The organism is Pseudomonas sp. A, from assembly GCF_056270345.1.
This window is the reverse complement of sequence record NZ_CM149873.1, coordinates 2,464,946-2,478,988: the sequence shown is the minus strand read 5'-3', so window position 1 is coordinate 2,478,988 and position 14,043 is coordinate 2,464,946. Positions and strand designations below refer to the sequence as shown.

General features: G+C 64.4%; 12 protein-coding genes and 5 tRNA genes. 5 read left to right on the top strand and 12 right to left on the bottom strand.

The genetic code is table 11. The features are described from left to right. Positions 1-19: 19 nt before the first annotated feature. The 5 genes from AC0MAZ_RS11275 to AC0MAZ_RS11255 all read right to left on the bottom strand — a co-directional run bounded on the left by AC0MAZ_RS11275 (position 20) and on the right by AC0MAZ_RS11255 (position 582). Positions 20-95, bottom strand: a tRNA-Gly gene (locus AC0MAZ_RS11275). Between the two features lie 81 nt (positions 96-176). After that, positions 177-252: transfer RNA gene (locus AC0MAZ_RS11270), tRNA-Gly, on the bottom strand. A gap of 5 nt (positions 253-257) precedes the next feature. After that, a tRNA-Glu gene (locus AC0MAZ_RS11265) sits at positions 258-333 on the bottom strand. 92 nt (positions 334-425) lie between these two features. Further along, positions 426-501: transfer RNA gene (locus AC0MAZ_RS11260), tRNA-Gly, on the bottom strand. Between the two features lie 5 nt (positions 502-506). After that, positions 507-582: transfer RNA gene (locus tag AC0MAZ_RS11255), tRNA-Glu, on the bottom strand. Between the two features lie 433 nt (positions 583-1,015). Between AC0MAZ_RS11255 and AC0MAZ_RS11250 the strand changes: the two genes are divergently transcribed. Next, complete coding sequence (locus AC0MAZ_RS11250) at positions 1,016-1,783, top strand: hypothetical protein (RefSeq protein ID WP_050704683.1); 768 nt, start codon at positions 1,016-1,018, stop codon at positions 1,781-1,783. 162 nt (positions 1,784-1,945) lie between these two features. Here the strand turns inward: AC0MAZ_RS11250 and AC0MAZ_RS11245 are convergent, their stop codons facing one another. Next, the gene (locus tag AC0MAZ_RS11245; RefSeq protein ID WP_232856389.1) at positions 1,946-2,428 is read right to left on the bottom strand and encodes a GAF domain-containing protein; all 483 of its coding nucleotides are present in this window, start codon (positions 2,426-2,428) and stop codon (positions 1,946-1,948) included. Continuing rightward, positions 2,429-3,316, bottom strand: a complete 888-nt coding sequence (locus AC0MAZ_RS11240; RefSeq protein ID WP_254463839.1) for an ATP-binding protein — start codon at positions 3,314-3,316, stop codon at positions 2,429-2,431. A gap of 167 nt (positions 3,317-3,483) precedes the next feature. Here AC0MAZ_RS11240 and AC0MAZ_RS11235 point away from each other — a divergent pair, with 167 nt between their 5' ends. Further along, positions 3,484-5,838 carry a response regulator gene (locus AC0MAZ_RS11235; protein WP_475861135.1) on the top strand — a complete coding sequence of 785 codons (2,355 nt, stop codon included), beginning with the start codon at positions 3,484-3,486 and terminating at the stop codon, positions 5,836-5,838. On the opposite strand, the gene AC0MAZ_RS11230 is transcribed toward AC0MAZ_RS11235, so the two are convergent. Both AC0MAZ_RS11230 and msrB read right to left on the bottom strand, forming a co-directional pair. Then, a complete protein-coding gene (locus tag AC0MAZ_RS11230; protein ID WP_203647569.1) occupies positions 5,828-6,316 on the bottom strand; it encodes a glutathione peroxidase in 489 nt (162 codons plus the stop codon). The two genes, AC0MAZ_RS11235 and AC0MAZ_RS11230, sit on opposite strands and share 11 nt — an antisense overlap. 12 nt (positions 6,317-6,328) lie before the next feature. Beyond that, entirely contained in the window at positions 6,329-6,724 is a 396-nt protein-coding gene (gene msrB, locus AC0MAZ_RS11225) for a peptide-methionine (R)-S-oxide reductase MsrB (RefSeq protein WP_110736678.1), read from the bottom strand. Positions 6,725-6,891: 167 nt separating this feature from the next. Here msrB and AC0MAZ_RS11220 point away from each other — a divergent pair, with 167 nt between their 5' ends. After that, positions 6,892-8,103 carry a pyridoxal phosphate-dependent aminotransferase gene (locus tag AC0MAZ_RS11220; protein WP_050704677.1) on the top strand — a complete coding sequence of 404 codons (1,212 nt, stop codon included), beginning with the start codon at positions 6,892-6,894 and terminating at the stop codon, positions 8,101-8,103. A gap of 254 nt (positions 8,104-8,357) precedes the next feature. Continuing rightward, on the top strand, positions 8,358-9,245 hold the full coding sequence (gene htpX / locus AC0MAZ_RS11215) for a protease HtpX (protein WP_038705666.1): 888 nt from the start codon (positions 8,358-8,360) through the stop codon (positions 9,243-9,245). A gap of 192 nt (positions 9,246-9,437) precedes the next feature. Here the strand turns inward: htpX and AC0MAZ_RS11210 are convergent, their stop codons facing one another. After that, positions 9,438-10,088: a thiopurine S-methyltransferase gene (locus AC0MAZ_RS11210; RefSeq protein WP_475861134.1), complete on the bottom strand. Its 651-nt coding sequence runs from the start codon at positions 10,086-10,088 to the stop codon at positions 9,438-9,440. 101 nt (positions 10,089-10,189) lie between these two features. Between AC0MAZ_RS11210 and AC0MAZ_RS11205 the strand changes: the two genes are divergently transcribed. Beyond that, the gene (locus tag AC0MAZ_RS11205; RefSeq protein ID WP_232856395.1) at positions 10,190-10,942 is read left to right on the top strand and encodes a DODA-type extradiol aromatic ring-opening family dioxygenase; all 753 of its coding nucleotides are present in this window, start codon (positions 10,190-10,192) and stop codon (positions 10,940-10,942) included. A 138-nt stretch (positions 10,943-11,080) separates the two neighbouring features. Here the strand turns inward: AC0MAZ_RS11205 and AC0MAZ_RS11200 are convergent, their stop codons facing one another. After that, complete coding sequence (locus AC0MAZ_RS11200; protein WP_203647573.1) at positions 11,081-12,757, bottom strand: DEAD/DEAH box helicase; 1,677 nt, start codon at positions 12,755-12,757, stop codon at positions 11,081-11,083. Positions 12,758-13,188: 431 nt separating this feature from the next. Continuing rightward, on the bottom strand, positions 13,189-13,944 hold the full coding sequence (locus AC0MAZ_RS11195; protein WP_475861131.1) for a spermidine synthase: 756 nt from the start codon (positions 13,942-13,944) through the stop codon (positions 13,189-13,191). Positions 13,945-14,043: the final 99 nt, after the last annotated feature.

The following is a 14,043-nucleotide window of genomic DNA, read 5'->3' as shown; positions in this document are numbered from 1 at the left end:
CGAAGTGGCGTTTTCAATTTGGAGCGGGAAACGAGACTCGAACTCGCGACCCCGACCTTGGCAAGGTCGTGCTCTACCAACTGAGCTATTCCCGCAGGGTGAAGCTTTACCGCATGTGGCGTGAAGCGCCTTGACGACCTTCACCACCTGCACCGTCGGAAACGATGCGTTGAAACTGGAGCGGGAAACGAGACTCGAACTCGCGACCCCGACCTTGGCAAGGTCGTGCTCTACCAACTGAGCTATTCCCGCAAATATGGCGTCCCCTAGGGGACTCGAACCCCTGTTACCGCCGTGAAAGGGCGGTGTCCTAGGCCACTAGACGAAGGGGACTAAGCCGACGCTTTTCAGCGCACCAGAACATGAACCTCACGATTCAGCCTGGATTTTCTTTTCCTGCCCTGCCTAAGCAGTGCCGGAGAAACTGGAGCGGGAAACGAGACTCGAACTCGCGACCCCGACCTTGGCAAGGTCGTGCTCTACCAACTGAGCTATTCCCGCAAATATGGCGTCCCCTAGGGGACTCGAACCCCTGTTACCGCCGTGAAAGGGCGGTGTCCTAGGCCACTAGACGAAGGGGACACGCTGCTCGCATTACCTATTAAAGTACTGCTTGCTTTCACTCCCTGCCGCGTTTCGCTGTGTGCTTTACGCTGCAAGTGGCGCGCATTCTATGGATGCCTTGGAAGGTCGTCAACCCCTTTGTAGAAATTTATTTAAATCAATGACTTCCCGTCGTCATGGGCGGTGGTGCAGGATGCGTCCGGGGATTGGCGTTGCTTTTCTGACGTTGGCTCGGCAAGCTCGTAGCGATGTGCCACTATCTGTAGGTTTTGGATGATGGGCCGATACATATAAGCAAGGCTTGAGGGCCTCATCGCGGGGCTAGCCCGCTCCCACGAATGCTTCACGGATTCAAGGGCGCGCAGGACTGTCCGCCAGGCTGCACTGTTCGCTTTCGGGCGGACTCACTACACTCTCGATAGATGCAAAACTTCTTCATGAGGCGTTAACGGTGACACCACTTCTGATCACCCTGCTTATCGTTGCGGGTATCGCGCTGCTGATCGTGATCGGCTACCTCAACAATGTGGTCGAGAACGGCAAGCTCGAGCGTGCACGGCTCAAGGTCGAGCTGGCCGACCGCCTGCGCCGCTGCGGCGAAATCACCGAGACCTTCCCCGGGCAGTTCATGACGCCTGCGCTCAAGCTGCTGTTGACCCGCCTCGAACTGAACCTCAACCAGCGCCAGCTGGCGCTGGACAAGCACAGTGGTGACCTCAAGGCACGTATCGCCGAGCTGGAGGGGCTGATCGGCCAGGGTGAGAGAATCCCGGTCAGCAACCCGCCCTCGCCGATCCAAACCGAGGTCAAGGCCAAGGATGTGCGCTTTTTGCTGGAGCTGCTGCACAACCAGATCGTGCGCGCCACCCAGGAAGGGTTCCTCGCGACCAACGAGGGCAAGTACTGGGTCAAGGAGATCCGCCATATCCTGGTGTTGCTGCATATCGAGTTCTTCAACAACCTCGGCCAGCAGGCCCTGCAGCAAAACCAGCCGGGGCAGGCGCGCCTGGCGTTCGAGCGTGGCGTGCAGTACCTGCGCAAGCAGCCTGAGCCCAAGCAGTATGAAGAGCAGCTGACTTACCTTGAGAAACTGCTGAACCGGGCCAACGCCCAGGTGCTGGACCAGATGGAGCCGGCGGAGAACGAACAGAATGCGCTGACCCAGGGGCTCAAGACTGATGAGGATGAGACCTGGAAGAAGAAGGTTATTTACGACTGACCGGGATTCTGGGGGGCGCTTTGCGCCCCTATCGCGGCACAAGGCCGCTCCTACAGAGGGTTGCGATTGCCTGTAGGAGCGGCCTTGTGCCGCGAAAGGGCTGCGAAGCAGCCCCCAGCGATCTTGATAAAGAAAGGGGCCTTCGCAGGCCCCTTCTTCATTTCAGCAATCGGTCAACTCGAGGAACACCTCGACCAACCGCTCCAGCCCCACCTGGTCGGCCTCGCTGAAGCGCGCCAGCTTCGGGCTGTCCAGGTCGAGCACGCCGATCAGCCTGCCGGCCTTGACCAACGGGATCACCAACTCGCTGTTGGACGCGCTGTCACAGGCGATATGCCCGGGGAACGCATGCACATCCTCGACCCGCTGGGTCGTGCGGGTAGCCGCCGCGGCACCGCACACGCCCCGGCCGAAGGGGATGCGCACGCAGGCCACCTGGCCCTGGAACGGGCCGAGCACCAGTTCTTCGTTGCGGTTGATATAGAAGCCCGCCCAGTTCAGGTCCTCTACCTGGTTGTACAAAAAGGCCGAGAACTGCGCGGCGTTGGCGATGAAGTCGCGCTCGTCGGCGAACAGCGCCTGCACTTGCGCGGCCAGCAGGTCGTAGCCATCGAGGCCTTGGCCACTGGCGTTGAGGTCGATCATTTATTTCTGCTCCAGCAATTGCAGCCCGACCCAGTAGCGGGCGAACTGATAGGCACAACGGCCATTACGGTTGCCGCGGCCGGTGGCCCAGCGTACGGCGAGGATGTCGAGCGCTTCGCTGCGCTGCCACTGCAGCCCGGCCGGGCGCGCCAGCTGGCCGATCCAGTGCTCGACCACGTTGAGGAAATGCTCCTGGCTGAACGGGTAGAACGACAGCCACAGGCCGAAACGGTCGGACAGGGCGATCTTGTCCTCCACCGCCTCGTTGGGGTGCAGCTCGCCGTCGACCATCTTCCAGTTCTCGTTGTCGCTCTGCTTCTCCGGCACCAGGTGGCGGCGGTTGGAGGTGGCGTACAGCAGCACGTTGTCCGGGGCTTGCTCCAGCGAGCCGTCGAGCACGCTCTTGAGCACCCGGTAGTCACCCTCCCCGGCTTCGAACGACAGGTCGTCGCAGAACAGGATGAAGCGTTGTTCAAGTTTTTGCAGTTGCTCGACCACCCGCGGCAGGTCGGCCAGGTGGTCGCGCTCGATTTCGATCAGGCGCAGGCCGGCGCCGGCATGCTCGGCCAACAGCGCACGCACCAGCGACGACTTGCCGGTGCCGCGCGAACCCCACAAGAGGGCGTGGTTGGCCGGCATGCCGTTGATGAACTGGTGGGTGTTGCGGCCCAGCTGTTCACGCTGCTGATCGACGCCGATCAGGTCGGACAGGCGGATGTCGAGGCTGACTTCGAGGGGCATCAGGTAGCCGCTGCGGCCGTCGCGCTGCCAGCGGGCGGCCAGGGTGCGGGTCCAGTCGATGTCCGGGCGCGGGGCCGGCAGCAGGGGTTCGAGGCGGGCGAGGACGGATTCTGCGCGGTCAAGGAAAGCGGTAAGGCGGGTGTCCATGAGGGCTCCTGCAAATCAGGTTTCGGTACCGTGCCGGCCCCTTCGCGGGTAAACCCGCTCCCACAGCAGGCAGTGGACCCTGTGGGAGCGGGTTTACCCGCGAAGGGGCCGGCACGGACAAAAGCTGAATGTTCGACAGACCCGCCAGCAGCCAGGGCTGATCGGCTATGCTTGCGCAGCGCACGGAGCAAGTAACCGGCTTGGGACCCATGGATATCAAGTTCACCAATCGCCTGTCATACAAGCAAGCCCGGTTGACAGTCCTGGTCGGCTTCATCCTGGGAACATTGCTCAGTCTCATCCAGATCGGCATCGATTATGCCAGCGAAGACGCGTCCATCAACCGTGAAATTCAGGCACTGTTGAAGATCAGCCACGACACGGCCTCGCGCATCGCCTACAACATCGACACGGAGCTGGCCCAGGAGCTGACCGGCGGCCTGCTGAAATCGCCAGCGCTGATCCGTGCGCGGCTGATCGACAACAACGACACCGTGCTGGCCGACGTGCAGCGCCCCAGCACGGAGAGCCGCTACCGACCGCTGTCGGACTTCCTGTTCGGCGAGCAGCGCCAGTTCCAGGACCGACTGTTCCTCGCCCACATGCCCGACGAATACCTCGGCACCCTTTACCTGGATGTCGACACCTACACCTTCGGCGGGCGCTTCCTCGACCGCGCCGGGGTCACCCTGGTCAACGGCTTTGCCCGCAGCCTGGTGCTCACCGGCATTCTCCTGGGGCTGTTCTACCTGATGCTGACCAAGCCGCTGGTGACGGTGATCGGCGCGCTCAGCGGCAACGATGCGCGCACGCCCAGGCAGAACCGCGTGGACTGCCCCAAGGGCCACGAGAACGACGAGATCGGCGTGCTGGTGCGGGTCGCCAACCAGCAGTTCGTCAGCATGGCCACCGAGATCCAGCAGCGGCGCACCGCCGAGAACCGTCTGACCCAGTACCTCAACGAGCTGGAGGACATCGTCTCGGCGCGCACCACCGAGCTCAAGGCCAGCAACAGCCGCCTGAGCCTGTCCAACCAGGAGCTGGACGAGGCGCGCCAGCGCGCCCTGGACATGGCCCAGGCCCGCGCCGCCTTCCTGGCCAACATGAGCCACGAGATCCGCACCCCGCTCAACGGCATGCTGGGCATGATCGCCCTGGCCCTGGACAGTGGCCTGGCGCCCGAGCAGCGCCAGCAGCTGTCGATCGCCCACGACTCGGGCAAGGTACTGGTGGAGTTGCTCAACGATATCCTCGACCTGTCCAAGTTCGACGCTGGCCAGCTGGAGCTCGAGCGCATTCCGTTCGACCTCGGCGCCATGGTCGAGGACACCGCCAACCTGCTGTCGCAAAACGCCGCGCCCAGCGTCGAGCTGACCTGCCTGGTCGCCCCTGACTTCCCCAGCACGGTGCTGGGCGACCCGACCCGGGTGCGGCAGATCGTCAGCAACCTATTGTCCAACGCCCTCAAGTTCACCCGTTTCGGCCGCGTCGACGTGCGCCTTGGCAGCATCGTCGGCGGTATCCGCCTGGAGGTGAGCGACACCGGCATCGGCATCCCCGAGGAGGCCCAGGCGCGGATCTTCCAGCCGTTCACCCAGGCCGGCGCCGGCATCACTCGCCAGTACGGCGGCACTGGCCTGGGCCTGGCCCTGACCCGCAACCTGTGCAAGGCCATGCAGGGGCATCTGCATATCCAGTCCGAAACCGGCTTCGGCAGCCGCTTCAGCGCCGACCTGCCGCTACCGGCGCACACCGAGGCGATCCCGCCGGCGCCATTGAACGGGCGGGTGGTGGCCCTGGGCAACCCCGGCAGTGGCCTGGCCGAGCTGCTGGAGGGGCTGTTGCCGCGCTGGGGGCTGGAATACGTGCGTCATGAGGATGCCAAGGACCTGGCCGGCACGGCTGTCGACCTGCTGATTACCGACGACCTGGACCACGTGCTCGACCTGCGCCCGGCCATCGAGGCACCGATCCTGCTGGTGACCGCCTACGGTAACTTCCTGCCCACCGAGCAGGCCGAGCAACTGGCGCCCTTGCAGCAACTGGCCCGCCCCCTGGCACGCAATGCCTTGTACCAGACCCTGCGCCGCACCTTGCAGGGCGAGCCCAACGCGCCACTGCCCCACGAGGTACCGGCCTCCAGGGAGCTGAGGGCGCGCATCCTGCTGGTGGAGGACAACCCGGTGAACCAGCTGGTGGCCAAGGGCATGCTGGGCAAGCTCGGCTGCCAGGTGCAGGTGGCTGCCCACGGCCAGGAGGCCCTGGACTGCCTGGAGCGGGACAGCTTCGACCTGGTGCTGATGGACTGCAACATGCCGGTGATGGATGGCTACGAGGCCAGCCGACGGATCCGCCAGAGCAGCCGCTGGCCGGAGCTGCCGATCGTCGCGCTGACCGCCAACGCCATGCCCGAGGAGCGCGAGCGCTGCCGCGCCGCAGGCATGAACGACTACCTGGCCAAGCCGTTCCGCCGCGAGGAACTGCTGGCGCTGATCGAGCACTGGGTGCCGGTCAGCGGTTGAGCAGCGGCTCGATCGCCGACTTCAGCGCCTCGGGCTTGGTGGTCGGGGCAAAGCGGCTGACCTTGCCGGTGCGCGGGTCGACCAGGAACTTGGTGAAGTTCCACTTGATCTTCTGCGTGCCCAGCACGCCCGGCGCCCGGCGCTTGAGCTCGGCGAACAGCGGGTGGGCACCGGGGCCGTTGACCTCGACCTTGCGAAACAGCGGAAAACTCACGCCGAAGTTGAGCTCGCAGAACTGCGCGATCTCCCGGGCGTCGCCCGGCTCCTGCTTGCCGAACTGGTTGCAGGGGAAGCCCAGCACCACCAGGCCCTGGTCGCGGTACTCCTGCCACAGGCGTTCGAGGCCCTTGTATTGCGGGGTGAAACCGCACTGGCTGGCGGTGTTGACCACCAGCAGCGCCTTGCCGGCGAAGTCGCCCAGCACTTTCTGTTCGCCACCGAGGGTGACGCAGGGGATGTCCAGCAGCGCATCGGCCATGTTCGCTCTCCGTCAATCGCGTGGCTTGAGGTCCAGGCACACCGAGTTGATGCAGTAGCGTAGCCCGGTCGGCGGCGGGCCGTCGGGAAATACATGGCCCAGGTGGGCATCACACTGCGCGCAGGTGACTTCGGTGCGGATCATGCCGTGGGAGGTGTCGCGGATCTCGATCATCGCGGCCTCTTCGATCGGCTCGTAGAAGCTCGGCCAGCCGCAGCCGGAATCGAACTTGGCCTTGGCGTCGAACAGCGGCAGGTCGCAGCAGATGCAGTGGTAGATGCCGTCGCGGCGCTCGCTGTTGTACTTGCCGCTGAACGGCCGCTCGGTGCCCTTGAGCCGGCACACCTGGTACTGGGCCGGATCGAGCATGGCGCGCCATTCGTCCAGGGTTTTGTCGATCTTTTGCATGATGGGACCTCGGCAGGCTGAATTTCACCTCGCACCGGCTTTTCCCTGGCGCGGGTGGCACGTATATTAGTTGGCTTCGTGTGCAAGGCAGCCAGTCTGGCACCCGCTTCCCGCCCTTTCAAACCTTTCGAGCAAGGGCGGCGCGTATTCTCACTCGGGATCTCATCATGCAGTTCAGCAAATCGAACAAGCTCGCCAATGTCTGCTACGACATTCGCGGCCCAGTGCTCAAGCACGCCAAACGCCTGGAAGAGGAAGGCCACCGCATCCTCAAGCTGAACATCGGCAACCCGGCGCCGTTTGGTTTCGAGGCGCCGGACGAGATCCTCCAGGACGTGATCCGCAACCTGCCCACCGCCCAGGGCTACAGCGACTCCAAGGGTCTGTTCAGCGCGCGCAAGGCGGTGATGCAGTACTGCCAGCAGAAGGAAATCGAAGGCGTCACCATCGAGGACATCTACCTCGGCAACGGTGTGTCCGAGCTGATCGTGATGTCGATGCAGGCGCTGCTCAACAACGGCGACGAGGTGCTGATCCCGGCTCCCGACTACCCGCTGTGGACCGCCGCGGTGAGCCTGGCCGGCGGCAAGCCGGTGCACTACCTGTGCGACGAGCAGGCCGACTGGTTCCCCGACCTGGACGACATCAAGGCCAAGATCACCCCGAACACCAAGGCCCTGGTGATCATCAACCCGAACAACCCGACCGGCGCTGTGTATTCCAAGGAATTGCTGCTGGGCATGCTGGAGCTGGCGCGCCAGCACAACCTGGTGGTGTTCTCCGACGAGATCTACGACAAGATCCTCTACGACGAGGCCGTGCACATCAGCACCGCGTCGCTGGCCCCGGACCTGCTGTGCCTGACCTTCAACGGCCTGTCCAAGTCGTACCGGGTGGCGGGCTTCCGCTCCGGCTGGCTGATCATCTCCGGGCCCAAGCACCACGCCCAGAGCTACATCGAAGGCATCGACATGCTGGCCAACATGCGCCTGTGCGCCAACGTGCCGGCCCAGCACGCGATCCAGACCGCCCTGGGCGGCTACCAGAGCATCAACGACCTGGTGCTGCCGCCGGGCCGCCTGCTGGAGCAGCGCAACCGCACCTACGAGCTGCTCAATGCCATCCCCGGGGTGAGCTGCGTCAAGCCGATGGGCGCGCTGTACGCGTTTCCGAAGATCGACCCGAAGGTCTGCCCGATCTTCAACGACGAGAAGTTCGTGCTCGACCTGCTGCTGTCGGAGAAGCTGCTGATCGTCCAGGGCACGGCGTTCAACTGGCCATGGCCGGACCACTTCCGCGTGGTGACGCTGCCGCGGGTGGATGACCTGGAACAGGCCATTGGCCGGATCGGCAATTTCCTGCGCACTTATTCGCAATGATTGATGGCCTTTTCGCGGGTAAACCCGCTCCCACAGGTTCGGCGCCGAACCTGTGGGAGCGGGTTTACCCGCGAAGGGGTTGACCCGATCCCTCTTACATCCTGCAACGCTCTATCCCACGGTACGCCCGGCATCCTCTGCCATACTCCTCGCGTACACAGTTTGAAATAGTCGCCCGGTTGAATAGCCGCGCCCTCCCCCTTATATACCCCGCAGTACGCAACGAACTTATCCGTCAGGAGAACGTAACAACCATGATGCGCATTCTGTTGTTTGTAGCCACCAACCTCGCGGTGGTGCTGGTTGCAAGCATTACCCTGAGCCTGTTCGGCTTCAACGGGTTCATGGCGGCCAACGGGGTTGACCTCAACCTCGGCCAGCTGCTGGTCTTCTGCGCCGTGTTCGGTTTCGCTGGCTCGCTCGTCTCGCTGTTCATCTCCAAGTGGATGGCGAAGATGACCACCGGCACCCAGATCATCACCCAGCCCCGCACCCGTCACGAACAGTGGCTGCTGCAGACCGTCGAGGAACTGTCCCGCGAGGCCGGCATCAAGATGCCCGAGGTGGGTATCTTCCCGGCCTACGAGGCCAACGCCTTCGCCACCGGCTGGAACCGCAACGACGCGCTGGTCGCCGTCTCCCAGGGCCTGCTGGAGCGCTTCTCGCCCGATGAGGTGCGTGCGGTGCTGGCCCACGAGATCGGCCACGTGGCCAATGGCGACATGGTCACCATGGCGCTGGTGCAGGGCGTGGTGAACACCTTCGTGATGTTCTTCGCCCGCATCATCGGCAACTTCGTCGACCGGGTGATCTTCAAGAACGAAGAAGGCCACGGCATTGCCTACTTCATCGCGACCATCGTCGCCGAGCTGGTCCTGGGCATCCTCGCCAGCATCATCGTCATGTGGTACTCGCGTCGCCGCGAGTTCCGCGCCGACGAAGCCGGCGCCCACCTGGCCGGTACCGGCGCGATGATCGGCGCGCTGCAGCGCCTGCGCTCGGAACAAGGCCTGCCGGTGCACATGCCCGACACCATGAAGGCCTTCGGCATCAATGGCGGCCTCAAGCATGGCCTGGCCGGCCTGCTGATGAGCCACCCGCCGCTGGAAGACCGCATCGACGCGCTGCGCCGTCGCGGTTGATCCAGGCAGCAATAAGAAAGGGCGACTTCGGTCGCCCTTTTTCATTGCCATGTCGCCCTCCCCTGTAGGAGCGGCCTTGTGCCGCGAAAGGGCTGCGCAGCAGCCCCGGCGATTTTGCATGATGCCAAGATCCTGGGGCTGCTGCGCAGCCCTTTCGCGGCACAAGGCCGCTCCTACAGGGTTGAAGCCAGCTTAGCGCCGAACGCTGTAGACTCGCTCAACCAAACTTTCGACACCAGCTTTGAGAAACTTCGGACTCTCGTCGAGAATCTCCCGCGCCTCGACATCGTCGACCCACCACCCGGAAAACCCTGCCCGCACTTCGGCGTCCGGCACCGAAAACGGCGGCCCGTCGATCAATCCCTGGTCGTAATCCAGGGTCACCAACAGCCCGCGACAGGCCGCCGGCAACTGCTCACCCAACAACGCCATGTAGCGCTCGCGCATCGCCACCGGCAAGGCGATCAGCGCCGCCCGGTCATATACCCCCGCGCAGCCCGCCAGATCCTCGGCGCGCAGGGCGAACACATCCCCGCACCACAGCTCCACCTCGTCGCTGCGCCACACCTCGAAGGCACCGTGCCGGGCAATCTGCGCCACCAGGCCATGTTCGGTGAAGAAGTCCGCCACCGCCCTGCGCGACAGCTCCACCCCCAGCACCCGATAACCCTGGGCGGCCAACCAGAGCAGGTCCAGGCTCTTGCCACACAGCGGCACCAGCACCTGCGCGCCCGGGGCCAGCCCCAAGGTCGGCCAGTGCGCCTGCAGGTACGGGTTCACCTGGGATTGGTGAAAGCCGATCTGGTTGTCCGCCCACCGCTTGTGCCAGAACGCTGGCTCCATGATTCCTCCCGGTTTTTCGATAAAAGCCTGTGAAAACTTATATTGGATCTCGATCGAAGGCTGATCGAAGATGGCAGCATCTTACCTGCCAGGACCCCGCCATGCTGCCCAGCCTGTTCATCTCCCACGGATCGCCCATGCTCGCCCTGCAACCCGGTGCCAGTGGCCCGGCCCTGGCCGCGCTGGCCCGTGCCCTGCCCCGGCCGAAGGCGATCGTGGTGGTGTCGGCGCACTGGGAAAGCCGCGAGCTGCTGGTGATGGGCAACGCTCAGCCGCAGACCTGGCATGACTTCCATGGTTTTCCGCCGGCGCTGTATGCCGTGCAATACCCCGCGCCCGGCGCGCCGGAACTGGCCCAGCGGATCGCCGAGCGCCTGGGCGCGCAGCTGGACTCGCAGCGACCCTTCGACCATGGTGCCTGGGTGCCGCTTTCACTGATGTATCCCGAGGCGGATATTCCGGTGGTTCAGGTGTCGCTGCCCAGCCAGGCCGGTCCTGATCTGCAACTGAAGGTTGGCCGGGCGCTGTCGGCACTGCGCGAGGAAGGCATCCTGCTGGTCGGCTCGGGCAGCATCACCCACAACCTGGGCGAGCTGGACTGGCATGCCGGGCCGGACGCAGTCGAGCCCTGGGCGCTGGCGTTTCGTGACTGGGTGGTGGAGCGGTTGAACGCTGGGGATGAGGCGGCGCTGGTGGATTATCGGCGGCAGGCGCCGTTTGCGCTGCGTAACCATCCCAGTGATGAGCATCTGTTGCCGTTGTTCTTCGCCATGGGGGCTGGTGGGCGGTGTGGGGTCGTGCACCAGGGGTTTACGCTGGGGGCGCTGGGGATGGATATCTATCGGTTCGACTGACGGGCCTCTTCGCGGGTAAACCCGCTCCCACAGGTACAGCGCGATACCTGTGGGAGCGGGCTTACCCGCGAAGAGGCCGGGACAGGCAAAAAAAATCCCCGACCAAAAGGCCGGGGATTTTTTATTGCAGCGCCAGGATCAGTCTTCGCGGTAACGGCGCAGCTTCAGCTGCTTGCCGGCCACGCGGGTGTCCTTGAGCTTGGTCAGCAGGCGCTCGAGGCCGTCTTCCGGCAGCTCGACCAGGCTGAAGCTGTCACGCACCTGGATACGACCGATGGCGTCACGCGCCAGGCCACCCTCGTTGAGGATCGCGCCCAGCAGGTTCTTGGCGGCGATGCCGTCACGGGCACCCAGGGCGGTACGGCAACGCACGCGGCCTTCGGCCAGCGGCATCGGCGCGCGGCGCTCGCGGTCACCACGGTCCGGACGCTCGCCACGCTCGGTACGCTCAGTGCGCTCACGCGGGCTGTAGGTCGGTACCAGCGGCTGCTCGCGCTCCACCGAAGCCAGGTCCAGCGCCTGACCGTTGGTGGCCTTGCGCAGCAGGGCCGAGGCCAGGGCACGGGCACTGCAACCCAGGTCGGCGGTCAGGCGGTCGAACAGCTCGCCGTGGCTGGCCTCGGATTCGGCCACCAGCGGCGCCAGGCTCTTGGTCAGCTTCTTGATGCGCGCATCCAGCACGGCTTGCGGGTTAGGCAGGCGGGCTTCGGCGACTTTCTGACCGGTGACACGCTCGATCACCTGCAGCATGCGGCGCTCACGCGGGGTGACCAGCAGCAGCGCGCGGCCATCGCGACCGGCACGGCCGGTACGGCCGATACGGTGCACGTAGGACTCCGGATCGTACGGCATGTCGACGTTGAACACGTGGGTGATGCGCGGTACGTCCAGACCACGGGCAGCGACGTCGGTGGCGACGACGATGTCCAGGCGACCGTCCTTGAGCGAGTCGATCACGCGCTCACGCTGGTTCTGGGCGATGTCGCCGTTCAGCGCGGCAGCCTTGTAGCCTTTGGCTTCCAGGGCGGCGGCCAGGTCCAGTGTGGCCTGCTTGGTACGCACGAAGGCGATCAGCGCGTCGAACTCTTCCACTTCCAGCAGGCGCAGCACGGCCGGGATCTTCTGGTCGGCGTGGACCATCAGGTGGGCCTGCTCGATCGCGGTCACGGTCTGGGTCTTGCTCTGGATCTTGACGTGCTTCGGCTCGCGCAGGTGGCGCTCGGCGATGGCACGGATCGAGGCCGGCAGGGTGGCGGAGAACAGCACGGTCTGGCGGGTGGCAGGGATGGCGTCGAAGATCACTTCGAGGTCATCCATGAAGCCCAGCTTGAGCATCTCGTCGGCTTCGTCGAGTACCAGGTACTGGACGGTGGACAGGACTTTCTCGTCGCGGCGCAGGTGGTCGCACAGGCGGCCCGGGGTGGCGACGACGATCTGTGCGCCATTGCGAATGGCACGCAGCTGTGGGCCCATCGGGGCACCACCGTACACGGCCACCACGTTAACGCCCGGCATCTGCTTGGCGTAGGTTTCGAAAGCGGTGGCTACTTGCAGCGCCAACTCACGGGTTGGCGCCAGGATCAGGGCTTGCGGTTCGCGCTTGCTCACGTCGATCTTGTTGAGGATCGGCAGGGCGAAGGCAGCGGTCTTGCCGGTGCCAGTCTGCGCCTGGCCGATCATGTCGTGACCGGCGAGGATGATCGGGATCGACTGTTGCTGGATGGCCGACGGCTCTTCATAGCCGGTGGCCAGGACGGCAGCAACGATGTTCGGATTGAGTTCGAGAGCGGCGAATCCGCCGGTTTCCTGGGTCATGGGTCTGCCTCTAGGTGCATCCGCAAAGACCCATGCTCCAAAGCTGCACATGCCTTGAAAGACCAGTCGGTCACCCAGGCAGCTTTGGCGGCGGGGATTTGCGAAAACGATTGAAATAGGAACGTCTTGGGAAGGTCCGCCTAGCGGACGCGCAGCCGAAGCTGGATTCGGAGGATTTGCACCACCTGATTTTGAGGTCCGCTAAAAGACCGGCGCGTACTATACCCGAAATAGCCGTGAATTGTGAGAAATATTTCGAAGATCAAGGGCCATATTGGATCCAGGCTGAATCGTTTCCCTGTAGGAGCGGCCTTGTGCCGCGAATGGGCCGCAATGCGGCCCCAGGATGTGTGCCTACCTCAAGATCGCCGGGGCCGCTGTGCGGCCCTTTCGCGGCACAAGGCCGCTCCTACAGGGGGCGCACACTCGGATCAGGTCGCCGGGCGGATTTCCTTGATCAGGTATTCCAGCGAATAGCCCAGGCGCGGCGCCAAGGCTGCAGCCCGGGCCCGCACGGCATCGATATCCAGCGTCTGCTCCAGGTCCGCCGGCACCAGCACGATCACGTTGCCCTCCTTCACCGGCAGCTCCCAGTAATGGCGGTGGTACAAACCACGCAACAAGGCTGCGCCCAGCGGCTTGCCGTCGTCCCCGGCCCACTGGTTGATCACCAGCCAGCCATCGGGGTTCAGCTGCTTCTGGCAGTTCTCCAGGAAGCCCCAGGCCAGGTGGCCGACACCGGGACCATAGTCGGTATAAAGGTCGACGAACAGCAGGTCGGCCTTCTCCGCGCTGGGCAGCAGCTCAAGGGCGTCGCCCACCCGCACATACAGCCGCGGGTCGTCGTCCAGGCCCATGTACTCCATGGCCAGGCGCGGCACGTCGGGGCGCAGCTCGATGGCCTCGACATCCTCCAGCGGCAGGAACTTCAGGCACGCCTGGGTCAGGGTGCCGGCGCCAAGGCCGAGGAACAGCGCGCTCTCCGGCTGCCCGTGGCACAGCGCGCCGACCAGCATGGCGCGGGTGTAGTCGTACTCCAGCCAGCTCGGGTCGGCGGTGAAGGTGCAGCTCTGCTCGATGGCGTCGCCGAACTCGAGGAAGCGATAGTCATCCACCTCGTACACGCTGATGACGCCAAAGGCGTCCTCGACCCGTGCCAGCAGCCGCTCTTCCCGCTCCGTCGCCATCCTTACCACCTGCCCGCGCAAAACGTGCATTGTCCGCCAATGCCGGTGGTGCAACAAGCACACCGGGGCGTACCATGGCTGGCAGGCCTTAACGACACT